This window comes from Streptomyces pseudovenezuelae (assembly GCF_001513955.1).
Lineage (GTDB): Bacteria > Actinomycetota > Actinomycetes > Streptomycetales > Streptomycetaceae > Streptomyces > Streptomyces pseudovenezuelae.
Window position 1 is genome coordinate 662,935 of the sequence record NZ_KQ948147.1, and the last position, 20,179, is coordinate 683,113.

At 71.8% G+C, this 20,179-nt stretch carries 21 protein-coding genes and 2 pseudogenes; 12 read left to right on the forward strand and 11 right to left on the reverse strand.

The features are described 5' to 3' along the window. Positions 1-4: 4 nt before the first annotated feature. Positions 5-769 (forward strand): arsenite methyltransferase, encoded by a 765-nt coding sequence (gene arsM, locus AQI94_RS19240; RefSeq protein ID WP_031045865.1) that lies wholly within the window; start codon positions 5-7, stop codon positions 767-769. Positions 770-790: 21 nt separating this feature from the next. Here arsM and AQI94_RS42890 read toward each other — a convergent pair. From AQI94_RS42890 to AQI94_RS19265, 7 genes and pseudogenes are all read right to left on the reverse strand, one after another. Then, positions 791-1,015: pseudogene (locus AQI94_RS42890) on the reverse strand (response regulator transcription factor); the annotation flags it as partial. A 173-nt stretch (positions 1,016-1,188) separates the two neighbouring features. Continuing rightward, positions 1,189-1,302 (reverse strand): annotated as a pseudogene (locus tag AQI94_RS45645) (F420-dependent oxidoreductase); the annotation flags it as partial. Positions 1,303-1,344: 42 nt separating this feature from the next. Further along, positions 1,345-2,367 carry a LacI family DNA-binding transcriptional regulator gene (locus AQI94_RS19245; protein WP_225890222.1) on the reverse strand — a complete coding sequence of 341 codons (1,023 nt, stop codon included), beginning with the start codon at positions 2,365-2,367 and terminating at the stop codon, positions 1,345-1,347. A 171-nt stretch (positions 2,368-2,538) separates the two neighbouring features. Continuing rightward, complete coding sequence (locus tag AQI94_RS19250; protein ID WP_031045859.1) at positions 2,539-2,943, reverse strand: nuclear transport factor 2 family protein; 405 nt, start codon at positions 2,941-2,943, stop codon at positions 2,539-2,541. 30 nt (positions 2,944-2,973) lie between these two features. Further along, positions 2,974-4,956: a glycoside hydrolase family 97 protein gene (locus AQI94_RS19255; protein ID WP_062229835.1), complete on the reverse strand. Its 1,983-nt coding sequence runs from the start codon at positions 4,954-4,956 to the stop codon at positions 2,974-2,976. A 138-nt stretch (positions 4,957-5,094) separates the two neighbouring features. After that, positions 5,095-5,844, reverse strand: a complete 750-nt coding sequence (locus tag AQI94_RS19260) for a class I SAM-dependent methyltransferase (protein WP_051832622.1) — start codon at positions 5,842-5,844, stop codon at positions 5,095-5,097. Between the two features lie 21 nt (positions 5,845-5,865). Next, positions 5,866-7,002 (reverse strand): hypothetical protein, encoded by a 1,137-nt coding sequence (locus tag AQI94_RS19265; protein ID WP_062229836.1) that lies wholly within the window; start codon positions 7,000-7,002, stop codon positions 5,866-5,868. A gap of 341 nt (positions 7,003-7,343) precedes the next feature. Between AQI94_RS19265 and AQI94_RS19270 the strand changes: the two genes are divergently transcribed. The 7 genes from AQI94_RS19270 to AQI94_RS19290 all read left to right on the forward strand — a co-directional run bounded on the left by AQI94_RS19270 (position 7,344) and on the right by AQI94_RS19290 (position 12,197). Continuing rightward, on the forward strand, positions 7,344-7,757 hold the full coding sequence (locus tag AQI94_RS19270) for a cytidine deaminase family protein (protein WP_031060294.1): 414 nt from the start codon (positions 7,344-7,346) through the stop codon (positions 7,755-7,757). Between the two features lie 124 nt (positions 7,758-7,881). Beyond that, entirely contained in the window at positions 7,882-8,880 is a 999-nt protein-coding gene (locus AQI94_RS19275) for an aldo/keto reductase family protein (protein WP_031060291.1), read from the forward strand. A 100-nt stretch (positions 8,881-8,980) separates the two neighbouring features. Beyond that, the gene (locus AQI94_RS19280) at positions 8,981-10,495 is read left to right on the forward strand and encodes a purine-cytosine permease family protein (protein ID WP_031060287.1); all 1,515 of its coding nucleotides are present in this window, start codon (positions 8,981-8,983) and stop codon (positions 10,493-10,495) included. Then, the gene (locus tag AQI94_RS19285; protein ID WP_031060283.1) at positions 10,492-11,034 is read left to right on the forward strand and encodes a cysteine hydrolase family protein; all 543 of its coding nucleotides are present in this window, start codon (positions 10,492-10,494) and stop codon (positions 11,032-11,034) included. Before AQI94_RS19280 ends, AQI94_RS19285 begins: the two co-directional genes overlap by 4 nt. 354 nt (positions 11,035-11,388) lie before the next feature. Further along, positions 11,389-11,511 (forward strand): hypothetical protein, encoded by a 123-nt coding sequence (locus AQI94_RS46240; RefSeq protein WP_263973305.1) that lies wholly within the window; start codon positions 11,389-11,391, stop codon positions 11,509-11,511. A gap of 51 nt (positions 11,512-11,562) precedes the next feature. Further along, positions 11,563-11,694 carry a hypothetical protein gene (locus AQI94_RS46245; protein WP_263973306.1) on the forward strand — a complete coding sequence of 44 codons (132 nt, stop codon included), beginning with the start codon at positions 11,563-11,565 and terminating at the stop codon, positions 11,692-11,694. Positions 11,695-11,801: 107 nt separating this feature from the next. Continuing rightward, positions 11,802-12,197, forward strand: a complete 396-nt coding sequence (locus tag AQI94_RS19290) for an SseB family protein (protein WP_031060280.1) — start codon at positions 11,802-11,804, stop codon at positions 12,195-12,197. 263 nt (positions 12,198-12,460) lie between these two features. Here AQI94_RS19290 and AQI94_RS19295 read toward each other — a convergent pair whose 3' ends face one another. The 4 genes from AQI94_RS19295 to AQI94_RS19310 form a co-directional block, all read right to left on the reverse strand. Beyond that, positions 12,461-13,447 (reverse strand): AraC family transcriptional regulator, encoded by a 987-nt coding sequence (locus AQI94_RS19295; protein ID WP_031060278.1) that lies wholly within the window; start codon positions 13,445-13,447, stop codon positions 12,461-12,463. 271 nt (positions 13,448-13,718) lie between these two features. Further along, a complete protein-coding gene (locus AQI94_RS19300; RefSeq protein ID WP_031060275.1) occupies positions 13,719-14,108 on the reverse strand; it encodes a MarR family winged helix-turn-helix transcriptional regulator in 390 nt (129 codons plus the stop codon). A gap of 64 nt (positions 14,109-14,172) precedes the next feature. Next, positions 14,173-14,523 carry a VOC family protein gene (locus tag AQI94_RS19305; RefSeq protein ID WP_031060273.1) on the reverse strand — a complete coding sequence of 117 codons (351 nt, stop codon included), beginning with the start codon at positions 14,521-14,523 and terminating at the stop codon, positions 14,173-14,175. A 285-nt stretch (positions 14,524-14,808) separates the two neighbouring features. Continuing rightward, positions 14,809-15,840, reverse strand: a complete 1,032-nt coding sequence (locus tag AQI94_RS19310; protein ID WP_031060270.1) for a LacI family DNA-binding transcriptional regulator — start codon at positions 15,838-15,840, stop codon at positions 14,809-14,811. Between the two features lie 199 nt (positions 15,841-16,039). On the opposite strand from AQI94_RS19310, the gene AQI94_RS19315 reads away from it, so the two are divergent. From AQI94_RS19315 to crcB, 4 genes are all read left to right on the forward strand, one after another. Continuing rightward, positions 16,040-18,061 carry a beta-galactosidase gene (locus tag AQI94_RS19315; RefSeq protein WP_031060267.1) on the forward strand — a complete coding sequence of 674 codons (2,022 nt, stop codon included), beginning with the start codon at positions 16,040-16,042 and terminating at the stop codon, positions 18,059-18,061. A gap of 215 nt (positions 18,062-18,276) precedes the next feature. After that, the gene (locus tag AQI94_RS19320) at positions 18,277-18,564 is read left to right on the forward strand and encodes an ArsR/SmtB family transcription factor (RefSeq protein WP_031060264.1); all 288 of its coding nucleotides are present in this window, start codon (positions 18,277-18,279) and stop codon (positions 18,562-18,564) included. 28 nt (positions 18,565-18,592) lie between these two features. Beyond that, positions 18,593-19,555 carry an SMP-30/gluconolactonase/LRE family protein gene (locus AQI94_RS19325; protein ID WP_031060261.1) on the forward strand — a complete coding sequence of 321 codons (963 nt, stop codon included), beginning with the start codon at positions 18,593-18,595 and terminating at the stop codon, positions 19,553-19,555. Positions 19,556-19,723: 168 nt separating this feature from the next. Then, a complete protein-coding gene (gene crcB, locus AQI94_RS19330; protein ID WP_031060258.1) occupies positions 19,724-20,179 on the forward strand; it encodes a fluoride efflux transporter CrcB in 456 nt (151 codons plus the stop codon).

Below are 20,179 nucleotides of genomic sequence, written 5' to 3' on the forward strand. Positions count from 1 at the left end.
AGTCATGAGCGAGCAGTCGAGTGGCCGGTCCGGTGATCTGCGGGAGACCGTCCGGCAGCGGTACGCGGCCGCGGCCCTGAGGGTCGCCGAGGGCGCCGGCGCCTCCTGCGGACCCGAGCCGGTCGAGGCCGACGACACCTTCGGTTCGACCCTGTACGCCGCGGACGAGCGCGACACGCTGCCCGCCGAGGCCGTCGCCGCCTCCCTCGGCTGTGGCAACCCGACAGCCGTGGCCGAACTGCGCGAGGGTGAGCGCGTCCTCGACCTCGGCTCCGGCGGCGGCATCGACGTCCTGCTCTCCGCGCGCCGCGTGGGGCCGGCGGGCCGGGCGTACGGGCTGGACATGACCGAGGAGATGCTCGCCCTGGCGCTGGCCAACGCGGCGAAGGCGGGTGCCACGAACGTGGAGTTCCTCAAGGGCTCCATCGAGGCGATCCCGCTGCCCGCGAACACGATCGACGTCGTGATCTCGAACTGCGTGATCAACCTGTCGGTCGACAAGCCCGCTGTCTTCGCGGAGACCTTTCGCGTCCTCCGGCCCGGAGGACGCGTCGGCGTCTCCGACGTAGTCGCCGACGACGCCCTCACCGCCGAACAGCGGGCCGAACGCGGGGACCACGTCGGCTGCATCGCCGGAGCCCTGTCCTTCGCCGAGTACCGCGCGGGTCTGGAGGCCGCCGGCTTCACCGGCATCGAGATCATTCCCACCCACCCGGTCGCCGACGGCCTGCACTCGGCCGTCGTCCGGGCTCTGAAGCCTGAGGCCTGAGGTCAGCGGGGCCTCGGCGCGGGAGGCGGCCCCCGTCTTGCGGAGCAGATGCTCGATGTGGCTGTGAACCGTCCGCGGCGAGAGGAACAGAGCCTGCGCTATGGCCTGATTGGTCCGGCCGGTCGCCGCCCGGGTGAGCACCTCCAGTTCCAGGAGGCTGAGCCCGTACGGCAGCTCGATGGGCGCTTCGTGAACCAGCACCGCGTCCGCCGGGAGCGCCGAGTCCTGCCCATGCCTCCGGAGCATGACGCGGTACGAGACGCCGTCCTCTGGCCCCGTCCTGCGCCGGCTCGTCGAGCACGGCCACGGCTTCCACCCGCTCGGCCGCCCGACCCCGGAGGACCTGCGCACGCTCTCGGAGGCGACGGCCGCGGCCGGCCGGCACACCGCCGATCTGGAAATTCCCGCGCTCCTGGGCCTCAACCGCCCGCCACCGTGTCCACGTGCCGCATCACCTCGCGGCAGAACGCTCCGACCGCCTGCGGGTCGTCGATGAACTGGTTCGGTTTGGCGCAGAACGTGGTGAAGCCCTGAGGCCCCCCGCGGTCGCCGCCCCCGGTTCACCGCCCGCCCTCTCAGCCGGCCGCCGGCCGCACCGAGTCCCGGATCACGAGCTGTGTGCTCAGCACGACGTGGTTGTCGGACGCGAACTCCACCTCGCGTTCCAGAGCCAGACGTACGGCGGTGCGGCCCAGTTCCTCGTACGGGACCCGCACCGTGGTCAGGGCAGGTGTCAGGTCGGCGGCGAAGGGGACGTCGTCGAAGCCGACCACGGAGACCTCGTCCGGGACGCGCACTCCGGCCTCGCGCAGCGCGGCCAGCGCCCCCAGCGCGACCATGTCGGACCCCGCGAACACCGCTGTGAACCCGAGGCCCGCGCGCAGCGCCTCCCGGGTGCGCAGGTAACCCGACCCCCGGGTGTAGTCCCCGCTCGTGTCCAGTTCCCCGGCGAGCGGGATGCCGTGGGCGCGCAGCGCGTCCTGGTATCCGAGGCGCCGCTCCTCCGCGCTGCTGAAGCCGGGCGCACCACCGAGGAACAGGACCCGCCGGTGACCGGCCGTCAGCAGCTGCGCGGTGGCCTGGAAGGCGCCGCCGCGGTTGTCGTAGTCCACGACGGTGGCCGGCACCCCGGCGGGCAGCGGCGGCCTGCCGCACAGCACGAGCCGGGACCCCGCCAGGTCCAATGCCTCGGCATAGCCGGCCATACGGCGGTGATAGGCGTCGTCGATCACGGTGCCGCCGACGAGGACGACCGCCGCCGCGTGCTGTTCCCGCATCAGCTGGACCAGGTCGTCCTCGCGCTCGGGGTCGCCCTTGGTCGAGCAGACCAGGCTGAGGCGGCCCCGTCTGCCGGCCTCCTCCTCCACACCCGCCGCCACGTGGGCGAGGGAGGGGCCGGTGATGTCCCGCAGCACCAGGGCGATGGGCCCGGCGACCCGGCCGGAGAGTGCCTTGGCGTGGACGTTGACGACGTAGTGGAGGGAGTTCACGGCGGCCATGACCCGCTCCCTGGTCTCCGTGGACACCGGGTAGTTGCCCGCCAGCGTCCGGGAAACGGTTGCTACGGAGACACCGGCCTTCGCGGCGACGTCGCGAATCGTGCTGGGCCTGTCGGCCGGCCCTCTCCTCCGCTTGGCCCGACGCGTCTCCCGGGCGCCGGAGGGCCCGTCATCCTCGTCCGTCACGGCCCCGACGTTACTGCACCGGCTCGTATCGGTGAGCCGGCCGGTCGGGAACACCCCTGTCGATGCAGTAACCGTTTACGCGGCTCACCGGTCGAAGTAGGCCTCGGCGACCGCGTGCGTGTCCTCGTACAGGTGATAGCGGGTGATGAGCCCGTCCCGGACGGTGACGTGCAGGGCGAACGCGGTGTCGATGTCCCGGCCCGTCTTCCTGACCTCGGAGACCATGTGCCCGAGGAGCACCACGTCCGCGCCCTCGGCGATGACCTGACGGAGGCCGAACTCCTTGGGCCGCACATGGGTCTGCAGCAGTTCGAAGAACGTCCGCATGCCGTCCGCCGAGTCGACCTCCGGCACCCACGGAATGCCCGGCGGGTGCGGGATGGAGAAGGACACCGAGTCGGCGAACAGGGTCGCCGCCTCGGCGCTCTTTCCCTCGGCGAGCAACGGGAACAGGCGTTGCACGGTCTGTGCCGGTGACTCTGTCGTCATGTCGGCCGACCCTACCGGCCGGACGACGGCTCAGCTCGGTTTCAGGACGACCGCCTGGCCGCCCGCCGGTGCCATGGCCACGCTCAGGGTGCTCTCCGCGGTGACCGACAGGCTGCTGACCACGACCGGGGTCTGATGGGGCGCGGCACCGGGGGTGCCGTCGGCGTACACGGTCGCTGTGTACGCCCCGCCGCCCAGGAACGACAGCGGGACCGACAGGATCCGGGAGGTCTCGTCGGTCATGGCCCCGAGGTACCAGGTGTCGCCGCTCCGGCGGGCGACCGCCACGTACGCGCCGATCGACCCGGCCAGGGTCCGGCTCTCGTCCCAGGTCGTGGGGACCGACTCGAACCAGGGCAGTCCGGGCCAGCCGGCCGGGTCGGCGTACTTGGACGGCTTGTCGTACCAGAAGAGGAAGTTGAGGGGCTGGTAGTACACTGCGGCCATCGCCATCTGGTGGGCGTTGGTCGTCCTGTCCCGTGACTGGCCGTAGCAGATGGTGTAGTCCATGGGGCCGCCGATGTTGCGCGCGAAGGGGAGCGTCACGTTGTGCGTGGCGGTCGGGAACTGCTCGTTGCCCCGCACGCCCTCCAGGCTGATCCAGTTGGGGTAGGCGCGCTCGTGGCCGAACGGCCGGACGTCGTCGTGCATGTCGATCAGCAGCCGGTGTCCGGCGGCCGTCCTCGCCCAGTCGGTGATCCGGCCGGTCATCGTCTGCGTGCCGTCGTTGATGAAGCCGAGCTTGACGCCCGCGACGCCCCAGCTCCGGTAGAGCCCGAAGAGGGAGTCCGCGTCGGTCAGCGCGAGCCGGTTGACGTAGAGGAGGACACCGATGCCCTTGCTCGTGGCGTACGAGATCACGGAGGGGAGGTCGATGACGGCGATCGGCCTGGTGGCGTCGGTGGTGGTGAACTCGGGGCCGTACCAGCCGGCGTCGTACTCGACGTACTGCAGGCCCCGGGCCACCGCGAAGTCGACGCCCGCGAGTCCGGCGGCGGTGCTGAGCTCGCAGCGGAAGACTTTGCCCGGCTTGATCCACGAGGTGTCGGCCAGGGCGTTGGGCGGCGCCAGATTGAGTATCAGCTCGGCGTTGTCGACCAGTTCGGCGTGCGTGGAACCGATTACTACCGCGCGCCACGGTGTGGCGAAGGGGGTGGTGACCGTGGCGGTCGGCTCGACCGGGCCGGTGCCGCGGGCGGTGTGCTCCATCAGGAAGGCGGAGAGGGTACTGGGCTGTCCGTCGACCGAACCGAGCATCAGACGCGGGAAGTCGAGCCGGGCCGACTCGCAGACGCAGGCGATGAGCCCGTCCGTCAGGGTGGCGGTGAGGGGCAGGTCGGTCAGGGGGCCGTGGTCCGTGCCGGAGGCGCCGGTGACCGGGATGGAGCCGGGCGGCACCGGGAGGTAGGCGTCCTCGTCGCGGGCGCTGTAGACGGTGGTGCCGTCCGGGAAGGCGAACGTGGTCAGCTCGTCGGAGACGGTGGCCGTGCCCTCGTCGAGCAGGAGGTGGCGCAGGGCGACTCCGGTCCGGTAGGCGCGGATCTCGACGCCGAAGCGGATTCCCGAGACACGGTCCCGCAACTGCCAGCGCTGTTCCTGGTAGTGGTCGGTGACGGTGGCGTTGCGGCCGTACACCGGGTTCCAGGTGGTGCGGGCGGTCCGGTGCTGGTTCCGGGTCACCGTCACGTCGCTGCCGAGGACGGTCCCGTCGCTCAGCGCGAGTCCCAGGACGGAGGTGTCGACGACGGTCCTGCCCTGGTGCCGGACGGACCACCGGAGCGCTCCGTCCACCACCGACATCGTGATGGCGTTGGCGCCCATGCGCGCGGTCGCGCGGAACGGCGGCCTCGCCCGGGCAGCTTCGTCGGCGGCGTGGGCCGGCTGCGCCAGGGTCCCCGCCGCGGCCAGGCCGGCGGTGACGGCCGCGCCCTTGAGCACCCGTCGACGCGACGGCACCCCAGGGGAGACGGCTGCGTCCCGCGCGGGCTCTTCCCGGTCCTGTGTGGTTCTCATGGTGGGCGCGGCCTCTCCGTGGACGTGGAGTAAACGTTTTCTACGAGAGCATGGTGGACGGAGCGAGGAAGCCGGGTCAAGACCCGCGGAAGGCCCGGCCGCTGTGGGTCCGCCCGGCGGCCGGGGCGCGCCGCATGCTCAGGAGCCGGGCCGGCGAGGCCCGTCGAAGCCGTGCCGGGACGCTTCGTTCTTGCGCATCCGGACGGCCACGAAGAACGGAGTCCGGTGGGTCTTGAGGTAGCGGCTCTCGTCGACGCGACGGGCGGCCTCCGTGGCCCGGGGCTCCACGAACCGCTCCAGGGCGAACCCGGTGTCGAGGAGTTCGCCCAGGAAGGTCTGCATAGTCATGCGGCGGTAGGAGTGGGTGGTGCCGCTGTCCCCGAACCGCGTCTCGACCCGGTCCTCGTCGAAGTAGGACCCGCCGTGCCAGACCCAGTCCGCGGTCGGGTGGACCGTGGAGACCAGCAGGGTGCCGCCCGGACGCAGGACGCGGTGCGCCTCGGCCAGCAGTTGCCGCCGGGCCTCCAGATGATGGTGGACCAGGGCGATGACCACCAGGTCGAACGAGTCGTCGGACAGGAAGCCCAGGGGTTCCTCCAGGTCGTGCTGGTGCAGGGCGACGGCTACGTCGTCGCCGACGCGGGCACGGGCGTGGCGCAGGAGCGTCGCGCTGCCCTCGACGCCGACCACCTCGGCCGCGCCTCGTGCCCGCAGTTCCGTGATGTAGTGCCCGGCCCCGCAGCCGGCGTCCAGGACGCGCAGCCCGGTGACGTCACCGGCCAGGTCGAGCATGGCGGGCCGGTCGGTGTGGGCGTTGTAGGGGCCGTCGGTCGCGTTGTCGGCGAAGTGCTCGCCGAGGGCACCCTCGTGGGCGGTGTGGATGCGCATCACGGCATGCTGCCGGAGGGGTCAGGCGGGGACAACCGGTGCGGGCAGGGGGTCCCGGTCTCCGGCCAGCCGCAGTGTCGCGAGCGCCGCGAGGCCTGACATGACCCCGAAGGTGAGGGCGGCCGGGACGCCGGTGCCCAGCGCCGAGAACACGTGCACGGGCCCCCACACGGCGCCGGTGTCGTCGACCGCCATGTGCAGGACCTGACTCGCGAGCAGTCCCAGCACGGTCGCGCACACCGCGCCCAGCACCATCGCCGGCGCGGTGGTCCGGGTGAGCAGGCCCGGCAGCAGGCGCAGCGACCACCACACCACGACCAGCAGGAGCACGTCGGCGGCCCGGTACAGCAGCCAGTGGCCGACAGACGTGGTCGACGGGCCGCTCCAGGCGCCCAGCAGGAGCCACAGGCGCAGCAGGTCACCGGGCTCGGACAGCAGGCCCGACCCGCTGAACGACGTCTGGATCCAGGCCGCCACCGACTGGTACGACAGCACCACCAGCGACACCGCGACCACCGCCGTTCCGACGCCGGCGGCCGCGCGGGCGGCACGCGGCGGCACACTGCGCCGGGGGAGCGGGTCCGCGCCCTTCGCGGTGACCCGCGCCACGACCACCGTGAGGAGGGCGGTCGCCAGCCCCGCGAACACGGCGACCGGCCCGCTCGACGCGATCACCGCCGCGAGCTGCGGCAGGACCCGGTAGCTGCCGCGGCCCCCGGACGCGATCAGCCAGGGTGCGGAGACCGTCACGGCCAGGGTCGCGGCCACCGGGGCCCAGGCCCACAGCGCGAGCAGGGTGGCCGGGGTACGGCCCTGGGCCGGCGGAATCCTGCGGAGCAGGAGCAGCGCGCCCGCCAGGAAGAACGCGAACAGGGCCACGAACCTGATCTGCATCGCGGTGCGGTACAGATCGGAGTACCGGGTGGCTCCGCCCCCGTCCGTGCCCGCGCCGGCGGTCCCGTCGGACGACAGGGCCGTCGAGGGGTCGTACGACCAGGGTGTGAGCCAGCGACGGAGTTCGTTCACGGAGTCCACGTCGAACACGCTGGTGCTGCCGCGCAGTTGGAGTGCCTGCGCGCTCGCCCCCGCCCACCACAGCAACAACGTGATCAGCAGGCCGCCGACCAGGGCCGGTATCACCGCGCGCCGATATGTCATGTGTGTCTGCCCCCGCCTTGACCCGGTGTCCGTATGCGTTTCGGTCCGTAGGATTTTCGAACAGAGGAAGAGTAGGGCGTGGTGATCGCGGGCGGCGTGTGAGGGTGTTCACGACGTCGGCCCGCCGGTCCGTGGCCGCCACCCGGCCGGCGCAGCGGACCGGCACCGTACGGCGGCGCGGATTCGGTGGCGGCCGCACGAGGCTCCGGTACGGCTCCGACGCCGGCCGGGAGCATCATGATCCGCTGCCGCGAGGACCCGGAACCGGCCGCCCCGGATATTCGCTTGCATGCGCCCGTCACACGGGCCAACCTCGCCTGACCGACGACGAAGGCAGAGAAGTGACCACGCAGACCCACCCCGTCGACCACGAACTCGTCCAGGCCGCGGCGGATGTCGCCCGCACGCGTTGCCGGGGTGACAACCACACCATGGCGGCCGCGGCCCGTGCCCGGGACGGCCGGATCGTCACCGCCGTGAACGCCTACCACTTCACGGGAGGCCCCTGCGCCGAACTGGTCCTCATCGGTGCGGCGGCCGCCCAGGGCGCCTACGAGCTGGACACGATCGTCGCCGTGGGTGACCGCGACCGCGGTGTCGTTCCCCCGTGCGGCCGCTGCCGCCAGGTCCTGCTCGACTACTTCCCCGACCTCAAGGTCATCGTCGGGACGGACGCCCGCACCCGGACCGTGCGCATCACCGACCTGCTGCCCGAGACCTATGTGTGGGCCGATCACCAGCTCGACGCCGAGTGACCGCGCCGACCGTGTCGCCGAGAGCGTGGCATGGTCAGCAGTGGGGTGGACAGCAGCAGGGACAGCAGCCTCGCCGACCCTGCCACTGAGTCGGCGGCCGGCACCGGAACAAGGAGCGACAACCATGCGGTACCGCACACTCGGCAGCTCGGACCTGAACGTCTCGGAGATCTCGCTCGGATCCTGGCTCACCTACTCCGGGGGCGTCGAGGCGGACGCGACCCGCGCCTGCACGGAGGCGGCCTTCGACGCCGGCATCAACTTCTTCGACACCGCCAACGCCTACGGTCAGGGGGCCGCAGAGACGGCCTGGGGCGAGATCCTGTCCGCCCACCCCCGCGACTCCTACCTCCTGGCCACCAAGGTCTACTTCCCGATGTCGGACGACCCGGCGGACCGGGGACTGTCGCCCGCCCACATCGCCCAGCAGATCGACGCCTCTCTCACCCGCCTGCAGACCGACCACGTCGACCTGTACCAGGCGCACCGGTTCGACTCCAGGGTGCCGATCGAGGACACCGTCGAGGCGTTCCAGAAGGTCGTCGAGCAAGGCAAGGCCCGCTACATCGGCTTCAGCGAGTGGACCCCGGAGCAGATCCGGACGGCGATCGACCTCGCCGGTCCGGATCTGTTCGTCTCCTCCCAGCCGCAGTACTCCATGCTGTGGCAGGCCCCCGAGGCCGAGGTCTTCGGTCTGTGCGCCGCGAACGGCATCTCCCAGATCGTCTGGTCACCGCTCGCCCAGGGCGTCCTGACCGGTAAGTACAAGCCGGGGCAGCCCGTACCGGAGGGCAGCCGGTTCGCGTCCGCGGACATGGCGGTCTCCCAGGACCTCGTCTACAGCGACGCCATCCTGGAGGCGGTCCAGCGGCTCGTGCCGATCGCCGAGGGGGCGGGGATGAGCATGCCCACCCTGGCGCTCGCCTGGGTCCTGCGCCGCACCGAGGTCGCCTCCGCCATCACCGGCGCCTCGCGGCCCGAGCAGGTCCACGCCAACGCCGCCGCCTCCGGCGTGGAACTCTCCGAGGACCTCCTCACCGCCGTCGACCAGGCCCTCGGCGACGTCCCGGTCACCGAACCCACCCTCGCCCCCGCCGCCCAGGAGGGCATCAAGCACCGCTGAACCCGCGGGTTCCTGACCGCCCTTGAGGTCCCCGCGCGATTGACGCCCCCGTGGCGTCTGCCTACCGTCGCCCCAACACATCTGAACAGGCAGGTCGACGATGACAGACTCCTCGGGATCCCCCGACGACAGATCCTCCGACGCCGTGTCCACCGTCGGCGGATCCACCACCGAGAGATACACAGCCCGGCAACTCCAGGTGGAGACGCACGGCCTGGACGTGATCGGCGACTCCGAACGCAAGGGCACCCCGAGGACGCTGTTCTGGCCGTGGTTCGGGGCCAACGTCAGTGTCCTCGGGCTGAGTTACGGCGCCTTCGTGCTCGGCTTCGGGATCTCCTTCCGGCAGGCCCTGGTGGCCGGCGTGATCGGGATCGTCTTCTCGTTCCTGCTGTGCGGGTTCGTCGCGGTCGCCGGAAAGCGGGGTTCCGCACCGACGATGGTGCTCAGCCGCGCCCCCTACGGAGTGCGCGGCAACCGTCTCCCGTCGGTCGTCTCCTGGGTGCTCACCGTCGGCTGGGAGACCGTGCTGTGCGCCCTCGCCACCCTGGCCACGGCGACCGTCTTCGGACGGCTCGGCTGGGGCGGCGGCACCGGGACCCAGGTGATCGCGCTGGTCGTCGTCGGGGGACTCACCGTCGTCGGTGGGGTGATGGGCTTCGACCTGATCATGCGGCTGCAGACCGTGATCACCGTGGTGACGGGCGTACTGACCGTCGTGTACGTCGCTCTCGTCGCCGACCACATCCACTGGAGCACCGTCAGCGCCCTCCCTGCGGGCTCCGCCCAGGAGTTCATCGGCGCGCTGGTCTTCATGATGACCGGCTTCGGCCTCGGCTGGGTCAACGCCGCCGCCGACTACTCCCGCTATCTGCCCCGGAGTTCGTCGAGCCGGGGCGTGGTCGGCTGGACCACCTTCGGCGCCTCCGTGGCCCCGCTGCTCCTCCTGGTCTTCGGACTGCTGCTGGCCGGGTCGTCGACCAAGCTCGACGACGCCGTGGCCGCGGATCCGATCGGCGCGCTCACCACCCTTCTGCCCACCTGGTTCCTGGTGCCCTTCGCCGTCGTCGCGGTCCTCGGCCTGGTCGGCGGCGCGGTCCTCGACATCTACTCCTCCGGCCTCGCCCTGCTCTCGGCGGGCCTGAGGATCCCGCGCCCGCTGGCGGCCCTCGTCGACGGCGTCCTGATGATCGCGGGCTCGATCTACATCGTGTTCCTCGCCGACGACTTCCTGGGCCAGTTCATGGGCTTCCTCACCACCCTCGGCGTCCCCATCGCCGCCTGGTGCGGCATCCTGCTCGCCGACCTCTCCCTGCGCCGCCGCGACTACGACGAGACGGACCTCTACCGTCCGAGCGGCCGCTACGGCGACGTACCGCCCACCCCGCTGATCCTCACGCTCCTCGCCACCGGCCTCGGCTGGGGCCTCGTCACCAACTCGGCCGCGAGCTGGCTGGACTGGCAGGGCTACCTCCTCGGCCCGCTCGGCCTCGGCGGTACGTCCGGTGCCTGGGCGTACGCCAACCTCGGCGTGCTGGCCGCGCTGGCGGTCGGTTTCCTCGGCACCCTGGCCCTCGGCCGCGGACGGGTCCGCGCGCAGGAGGGCGCCGTATGACGACAGGATGGCTCGCCGTCATCGACATGCAGCGCGTCTTCGCCGAGCCCGACAGCCCCTGGGCCGCGCCTCGGTACGCCGAGGCGGCGGCAGGCGTACGACGACTGCTGCCGGCCTTCACCGAACGGGTCACGTTCACCCGCTTCGTCGCCCCGGCCGAACCCACCGGCGCCTGGCGGGCCTACTACGCGCGGTGGCCCTTCGCCCTCCAGCCGCCAAAAGCCCCGCTGTGGCACCTCACCGACGAGTTCGCCGACCGGGCAGGTCACGTCGTCAACGCGACCACCTTCGGCAAGTGGACCCCCGAACTGGCCGCCCGTGTAGGCCCCGAGGGCCGTCTGGTCCTGGCCGGTGTCAGTACCGACTGCTGTGTCCTGTCCACCGCCCTCGCCGCCGCCGACGCGGGCATCGAGACCCTGGTGGTGTCCGACGCCTGCGCCGGGGCCGACGACACCGCGCACACCAAGGCGCTGGACGTGATGGAGCTGTACGGGCCACTGATCCGGGTCGTCACCGTGGACGAACTGCTCTGCGCCTGACCGCACTTGGCGATATCCGGTCGGGCGGGAGATCATCGAACGCACCGCGGCCCCCGGGCCGGCGCTGCTGGCACGCCGGGCGGAGACCGAGCGGCTCACGCACTGTCCCGAGGACACTCACGACGACTTCCTGAAGGCCGGCCTCCACACGTCGGCCCGACAGCCCCGACCACGTCGTCCTCGACGGCACCTGGCCGTACTCCTCGGGCGCCCCCTGCTCCACCCACTACGTCGGCCAGACCCTGCGCGCGGGCGACCCGCCCGTCCCGCCCGTCCTGTTCGTCGCCCCGCGTTCGGTGTGGACGGTCCTCGACGACTGGCGCGGCACCGGATCCCAAGCCGCACGGCAACCCCATGTACGCGGGCCCCGCGCCCAGCTTCTTCCACGGCGAGCCGGCCGCCGTCATGATCGGCATCGCGTACGCCGCCGCCGACTGGACGGAAGCCTGCCGCCGCAACGTGAGCGAGGCACCCTAGGGCATCCTGTTCCGCACGGTCGGCTCCCGCCACGCGCGCGACGGCGAACGGATGCAGCGCTACTTCCGGGATGCAGCCACGTACTGGACCCATGTGGGACCCGGCAGGTACGAGCCGTTGCTGCGGCGGGTCGGATGCGACACCCTCGGTCTGCCCTCGGAGCACATCGCGCTGATTCCCTGACGTCCCGGCGCATGCTCTCGGCACGCTCGGGTACGCGAGCAGCACCGCGCCCTGGGCGATCATGCCCGGGGCGGGGCCGCAAGACCGCCGCTACCAGGGGATCTGCCATGGACACACCCGCCAATGACCACAGCACCACACCGGCTCAGCGGGCGCTGGACGCGCTGACGCAGAACACCGAGGACACGACGGCGCTGGACACGCTCGCCACCAGTGACGTGCTCATTCCGGTGCCCGACGACGCCGCGGACGAGGACACGACCGTGGCGCTGCCGGTACTGGAGCAGCAGGACGGTGCACCCGTGGTGCCCGTGTTCACCTCGGAGACGGAGATGGCCGAACTGCTTCCGTTCGTCTCCCGCTACCGTCTGGTGCCGCTGGGCGCGCTCGCCGCGCAGTGGCCGGACGGTGATCTCTCGCTCTCGATCGACGCCAGCTCCACGCACCCGCTGACGCTCACGTCCGAGGGCGTGCGCACGCTGCTGGCGCGGCCGCAGGGCTGACCGCGTGCCGGCCTCACACGGTGGGGCCCGGCCACCACGTGCGACGGAGGGGGAGCGGCCGGGCCCGCAGAGGGGCACGACCTGCTCCCGCTGCCGCACCCTGGTTCTCGCATGCGAAACAGGGATGAGCGGCGCCGACCCTGCTCATCCCCGGCGCGCTCTGCGATCGCCGTGACCCGACCATAGGACCGTTCCGGCAGCCCGTCGCTCCGGAATGCGTGGCGGATGTCCGCAAAGCGCGGCGGATGGGTGGGCGGGACGGCTCACCCGGCGCGCAGTGTCTGCGAGGGGGACTCCCCGAAGCGCTCCCGGTACCGTCGCGCGAACCGGCCCAGATGGACGAACCCCCACGTGTGGGCCACGTCCGTCACGGTCGTCGTCCCCGGCGCCGCCGCCCGCAGCTGCCGGTGGACGCGCTGGAGCCGCACCTCCTGGACGTACGCCATGGGCGACATGCCGACATCCCTGCGGAAAGCTTCCTGCAGAGTGCGCAGACTGACCTGGCCGATGGCCGCGAGCCGGTTCGCGTCGTACGGCTCGGCGGGCAGTTCCTGTACGGCGTCCATGACCCGCTTCACCGACACCGGGCGCATCGGCGGGGGAGGAGCCTCCAGCGCCGCGCGGAAGGTGTGGTCGGTGGCCAGCAACATCCCCTCCAGGAGGGTCTGTTCGAGCCGGCCGCGGATCATCGGCCGGCTCAGCAGACCGAGCGGGACGTCCCGCTCCAGCAGGTTCCACAACGCGAGGCGCATCCAGCTCAGGCCCGGTCCCCGCGAGACGTCCATGTACGGCTCGAAGCGCGGGGGTTGACGCACCGACCGGCCGAGCAGCACCTCCAGCTGCCGGAGCACCGCCGCCTTGTCGATCTTCACGGTCAGTGCCCGGCAGTCGGCGGACCAGGCGTCGATGTGGATGTCCCGGGCCGGATCGAACACCACCGCCCGCCGCTCGGTCGCCAACTGCACGTCCCTGTGCCCCTCCTGGACGCTGAAGCGGCCACCGAACGGCACGGCCACGTGGTACACGCCCGGCTCGCCGAAGCTCATCCGCATCTCGGTGCCGAAGCGGATGTCGCCCACGACGAGCGCGCCCAGGTCGACGACGCTGAGACTGGTCGCGAACTGCGCGCTCCGGCCGGTGACTTCGAGTCGCAGATCGTAGTAGTGGGCCGCGATCGCGTCGTGCGCCTCCTCCACCGAGGTCGTCGCGTAACTGCTGAACTCGGCGGCCCGCTCCGCTTCCCCGGCCAAGGCGCGTCAGCCCCTTCCCCGCTCGGCGTCTGCTGTTCAGCATGACCCGCGGACGGCTCCTCATACCCGGCCGAGGACGACGCGGATTTCACAGCGCCGTTCCGGGACCGGACGAGGCGGTGACGAGCCGGCCGCAGGCCTTCCGCCGTGTCCGGCGCGATCCCGTCGTCCGGACGGGCGGAAGGGGAACCCGGCGGCGCAAGCTGAGGTCGTGGACGTCGGTGGCCGGAAGGGGCGGAGAGGCTCGCGGCCCGGCCGCGGTCAGCAGTCCCTAGTCGTCGAGCATCTTCGCCAGCACCTCGCGCTGGAGAGGCAGCACCGCGGAGTGCAGGTCGCGGCCCTTGCGGGTGAGGGACACCCAGACGCCCCGCCGGTCCTCCACGCACATGGACCGCTCCACGAGGCCGTCCTTCTCCAGGCGGCCGATCAGGCGGGACAACGCGCTCTGGCTCAGATGCACCCGGCCGACGAGGTTCTGCACCCGGCACTGGTCGCCCTCGCGGGGCGACTCGGTGGCGAGGATGTCGAGCACCTCGAAATCGCTCGCACCCAGCCCGTGCGGGTGCAGCACGCGGTCGATCTCGCACATCGTTCGCGCGTGCACCGACAGGATGTCCCGCCACCGCTCCTCAAGGCCGGTCGCGACCGTGTTCACCGCCATACATGCACGGTAACACCGATCCGGCCTTTGTTGCCTGTGCAACTAGTGCGTATGCAAGCAAGCGTCAGGCCTGCGGATCCTGCGTGATCCCCACCAGGTTGCCGTCCGCGTCCTTGACGAAGGCGATCAGCTTGCCGCCGCCGACGTCCTGGACGTCCTGCAGTGTCTCCGCGCCCGCCGCCACCAGTGCCGCGAGCGTGGCGCGGATGTCGTCGACGTGCCAGTAGGGCACGGGGCCGGTCATACCCCTGGCGTGCCCGTTCGGGTCGAGGCCGACGTCCTGTCCCGCGTCCTTGAAGCCGACGTAGTACGGCTCGTCCGCGTACGGCTCCACCCCCAGCAGCGCGCTGAACAGGTCCTTCGCCGCGGCCAGGTCCTTCACGGGGTAGATGATCGTCTTGAGGCCGGCAGTCATGGTGTGCTCCTTCGCGTGGTGTCCCCGACGGTCCGTGTCGGTGGTTTCACGCTAGGCCGGGGGAGGGGAGTCGCGCTTCTCCGATCCTGATCGGTCAGAGGTGGCCCACATGCCGGCGTCCCCTCGTGGCCCGGCATCACGCCCGCGACCGGAGCCAAGGCCATGTACGCAGACTCCGGCGAGCGGGTGATGGCGACGGCGTACACGAGGCGGAGCCGACTCCGGGGTGCGTAAGCCGGCGCGTTGTGGTCGAGGTCCGTACGAGGCAGTACCCCGAGACCCCGCTCAGGTCGACTCGCGTCGCACCAGCTCCGTGGGGAGGATCACCGCCGCCGGATCCTCGCCGCCCAGCTGGGCCAGCAGCAGCCGGACCATCTCGGCGCTGATGCGGTCGTACGGCTGGCGGATCGTGGTCAGGGTGGGCGTGGCCTCCGTCGCCGCGATGGAGTCGTCGAAGCCGCCGACGGCCACGTCCTCGGGGATCCGGCGGCCCGCCCGGCGCAGTGCCGTCAGGGCGCCGAGCGCCATGAGGTCGGAGGCGACGAACACGGCGTCAAGGTCGGGTGCCTGGGTCAGCAGCCGTTCGGTGCCCGCCTCTCCGGCGGCCCGGCTGTAGTCGCCGGAGACGACGAGCCGCTCGTCGACCGCGAGGCCCGCCTCCGTCAGCACCTCCCGATAGCCGGCGAGACGGTCGACGCCGCCGGGCGAGTCCAGCGGGCCGGTCACGATGCCGATCCGGCGGCGGCCGAGCGAGAGCAGATGGCGGACCATGTCACGGGCGCCGTCGCGGTCGTCCGCGGCCACGTAACTCACCTTCGAGCCGGACCTCATGGGCTTGCCGCACTGCACGACGGGCACGCCCGCCTTGTGCAGTTCCTCGGCCACCGGGTCGGCGGAGTGGCTGGTCACCAGCAGGACGCCGTCGAGGTGGCCCGCCGTGATGAACCGCTTGATCCGGCGCCGTTCGTCCTCGGTCCCGGCCAGCATCAGCAGCAGCGGGATGTCGTGCGCGGCCAGTGCCTGGGTGCAGCCGCGCAGCAGCACGTTGAAGTTGGGGTCCTCGAAGAACCGCTCCTGGGGCTCCGTGAGCAGGAAGCCGACCGAGTCGGAGCGGCCGGTGATCAGGGAGCGGGCGTGCCGGTTGACGACGTAGCCCGTCTTGCGGATGGCGGCGTTGACCGCCTCCAGGGAGGGAGGGCTGACGTAGTGTCCGCCGTTGAGCACCCGCGAGACGGTGCCCCGCGAGACCCCGGCCTCGCGGGCCACGTCGTGGATCGTCGGCGGTCTGCGCCGGGCCCCCGCATTGTTCATGGTCAAGACTCTAAGGCCCCTGGGCGCCGGGAAAGGGCGCTCGTACCGCGGGACGGCGAGCAGGGGCTGGGACGGTTCTGGGATCGTGCACAGAAAAGTGTCAGGTCAGGCACTTGGCAAGGGTTACCTCTGTGCGGTTATCTTGGGCCGTGTACTGCTGGAGCAGTGTGTGCACGTTCCCAATCCATCGAAACGGGAGAGACCCATGCCGGAGACCACCCCCAGGGGCCTCACCAGGCTTGCCTTCGGCGGGGACTACAACCCGGAGCAGTGGCCCGAGAGCGTCTGGGACGAGGACGTCCGGCTGATGCGCGAGGCCGGGGTCACCATGGTCAGCGTGGGGATCTTCTCCTGGGCGCTCCTGGAGCCGGAACCGGGCGTGTACGACTTCGGCTGGCTGGACCGCATCCTCGGCCTGCTGCACGAGAACGGCATCCGCGTCGACCTCGGCACGCCCACGGTCGTCCCACCCGCCTGGTTCTACCGCGCCCACCCCGACGCCCTGCCCACGACAGCCGACGGTACCCGGCTCGCGTTCGGCTCCCGCGGCGCCATCTGTCACAGCAACAGCGCCTACCGGGCGGCCGCCGCGAACATCACCACCCGGCTCGCCGAGCACTACGCCGACCACCCGGCCCTCGCGATGTGGCACGTGCACAACGAGTACGGCGTCCCCGTCTCCGCCTGCTACTGCGACTCCTGCGCCGCCCACTTCCGCCGCTGGCTGCGGACGGCGTACGGCGATGTCGACGGCGTCAACGAGGCCTGGGGCACCGCCTTCTGGGGCCAGCACTACACGAGCCTGGAGCAGATCGACCCGCCACGCACCGCGGCCACCGTCGGCAACCCCGGCCAGGCGCTGGACTACAAGCGGTTCGCCGACGCCACGATGCGCGAGAACTTCGTGGCCGAGCGGGACATCCTGCACCGGCTCTCCCCGGGCGTCCCCGTCACCACCAACTTCATGACCGCGCTCAGCCAGTGCGACTCCGTCGACTACTGGGCCTGGGGCCGCGAGGTCGACATCGTCACCAACGACCACTACCTCATCACCGACGGCCGCCGCACCCACATCAACCTCGCGATGGCCGCCGACCTGACCCGCTCGGTCGCGGGCGGCGCCCCCTGGATCCTGCTGGAGCACTCGACCTCGGGCGTCAACTGGCAGCCCCGCAACCCCGCCAAGGCCCCTGGCCAGATGGCCCGCAACTCCCTGGCGCACGTGGCGCGCGGCTCCGAGGGCGCCATGTTCTTCCAGTGGCGCCAGTCCCGGCGCGGCGCCGAGAAGTTCCACTCGGCGATGGTCCCGCACGGCGGCACCGACACACGCGTGTGGCGCGAGGTCGTCGAACTGGGCGCCTGCCTCGACTCGTTGCGCACGATCCGCGGCACCCGCACCCAGGCGGACGTGGCGGTCCTGTGGGACTGGCACTCCTGGTGGGCGCAGAACCTCGACTGGCGCCCCAGTGAGGACCACGACGCCCGCGAGCGCGCCGACGCCTTCTACGAGGCCCTCTACGACCGCCATCTCACGGTCGACTTCGCCCACCCGGAAGCCGACTTGTCGGCTTATCCCCTTGTCGTCGTGCCCGCCCTGTACCTGATGACGGGGGCCGCGGGCGCCAACCTCAAGGAGTACGTCGAGCAGGGCGGCACCCTCGTCGTGTCGTACTTCTCGGGCATCGTCGACGAACACGACGCCGTCCACGAGGGCGCGTACCCGGGAGCGCTCAGGGACGTCCTCGGTCTGACCGTGGAGGAGTTCTCGCCGCTGCTGCCGGGCGAGTCGGTCCGTATCACCGGCCCCGACGGCTCCGAACTCACCGGCGACGTGTGGACCGAGTTCGTGGTGCCGGGCACTGCCGAGACCGTGTGGACGTACGCCGACGGTCTGGCCGCCGGTCACCCGGCCGTCACGCGCAACCGGCACGGCGAGGGCACCGCCTGGTACGTCTCCACGCGCCTGGCCGCCCAGGGCCTCGACGCGCTGCTCGGCTGGGCGGCCGAGGACGCCCGGCTCCCCGCGCGCGCCGACCTGCCCCACGACGTCGAAGTGGTCCGACGCAACGGAGAGTCCGGTTCCTACGTCTTCGTGGTCAACCACACCGCGTCGGAGGCCAAGGTGCCCCTGGATGCGGCGGGGACCGAACTGCTGACCGGCGAACGTGCCGCCGGACGACTCGCCGTCCCGGCCGGTGCCGTCCGGGTCGTACGACTCGACGGCTGAACCGACTCCCCTCCGCCCGCGAGACCACGAGCCGCGGGCGGAGGGGGCCCCAACTCCCTTTGCGCGGACCGCACTTCCCCTGCCCACCGCCGTGTCGCGGACCAGCTCTCCGCCACCGAGGAGCTCGATCTCGGACAAGCTCCGTGACCCCGGGACAAGGCGCCTTCGGCTGCGGGACAGTGGACAGACGCAGAAGGAGGGGCGGAGGGGACGAGATGCTGAGGACTCCGGCCGACCAGAGGCGCCTGGACATCCTGGAGTGGCTCAAGGACCCGGCCGCGCACTTCCCGTCGCGCCGGCACGGGGACCTCGCCCGGGACGGTGTCACCGCCGCCGCGATCGCGGGCAAGCTCGGCGTGCCCCGCTCGGTCGCGCAGACCCATCTCGGCCTCCTCGTGGACATCGGCCTGCTGCGCACCAGGAGAATCCGGTGGCGTACGTACTACCGTCGCGACGAGATGCGCATCGCCGAGGTGGCGCGCATGTTCGAGAAGGGCTGGTAGTGACCCGCACCGGAAGGGCAGACACTCGATGGACCGTCCCACCGCACTGATTCCCCGCCATTACGTCGCGATCGGCGGCCACGGTCCCGAGGACGTCGTCGCCGACGCCCGCGGCCGGGTGCTCGCCGGAGTGGAGGACGGTCGCATCCTGCGCATCGACGGACTGGCGGACCCCCGCTCCGCCCGCGTCGAGGTGCTCGCCGAGACCGGCGGCAGGCCGCTCGGCCTCGAACTCCTCCCGGACGACGCCCTGTTGGTGTGCGACGCGGAACGCGGACTGCTGGGCGTCGACCTGGCCGACGGCACCGTACGCGTGGTCGCCGACGAGGTCGAGGGGGAGCGGCTGAGGTTCGCCAGCAACGTGGTCGCGCTGTCCGACGGCAGCGTGTACTTCACCGTCTCCAGCTGTCGTTACCCTCTCGACCAGTGGATCGGCGACATCGTCGAACACACCGGCACCGGCCGTCTCCTGCGCCTGGCACCCGGCGACGACACCCCCGAAGTCCTCCTGGAGGGGCTGCAGTTCGCCAACGGCGTGGCCGCGAGCGGCGACGAGTCCTTCCTGGTCGTCGCCGAGACCGGGGCCCGCCGGCTCACCCGCTACTGGCTCGACGGACCACTGGCCGGGCGCGCCGAGCACTTCGCCGAGAACCTCCCCGGCATGCCCGACAACATCTGGCGCGGCGGACCCGACGGCCCGATCTGGGTCTCCCTCGCCGGACCCCGGGTCCCCGCGCTCGACCTGCTGCACCGCGCCGCCCCGCCCGTACGCCGGGCCGCCGCCCGCGTCGCCGTACGCGCCCCCTACCGGCCCACGGGCAGCATCGGCGTCCTCGCCGTCGACGACACGGGCGAGGTCGTCCACCACCTCGCCCGCAACCGGTCCCGCTTCCGCATGGTCACCAGCGTCTGCGAGGCCTCCGGCCACCTGGTCCTCGGCAGCCTCCGGGAGCGCGGCATCGCGCTGTGCGAGCCGCCCGCCGTGAAGTGACCCCGGCGGCGCCCCGGCGTTAGGCTGGTGCCCGGTCGCGATCATCCTCGCGGCGCGGCGGTGGGGCCCGCCGTACCCGAACCGCGGCGAAGGCGCCGCCAACGGTCCCTGCTTGCGAGGGAGCGCGCCCGTGTGTCCGGGCCCCGGCGAGTAGGAGAGAACACGGCCATGACAGCCCCGGAGAGTCTGCGCGCCCCCGCCGGACCCGCACGCCGGTCCCTCGGGCAGGGCCAGGCGCCCGTGGTCGCGGTGGTCGCGCTCGGCGGCGCCCTGGGCGCCACGGCCCGGTACGCCCTCTCCCTCCACTGGCCCACCCCGCCCGGCGGGTTCCCCTGGGCGACCTTCTGGACCAACGTCGTCGGCTGTGCCGTCATCGGTGTGTTCATGGTCGTCATCACCGACGTGTGGGCCGCCCACCGCCTGGTCCGCCCCTTCTTCGGCACCGGCGTCCTCGGCGGCTTCACCACCTTCTCGACCTACGCCGTCGACATCCAGAAACTCGTCGACCACGGCCGGCCAGCCACGGGCCTCGTCTATCTCGCCGCGACCCTGCTCGCGGCCCTCGCGGCGGTGTGGCTCGCGTCCACGGCGGCCCGCCGCGTGCTGAAGCGGAGGCAGCCATGA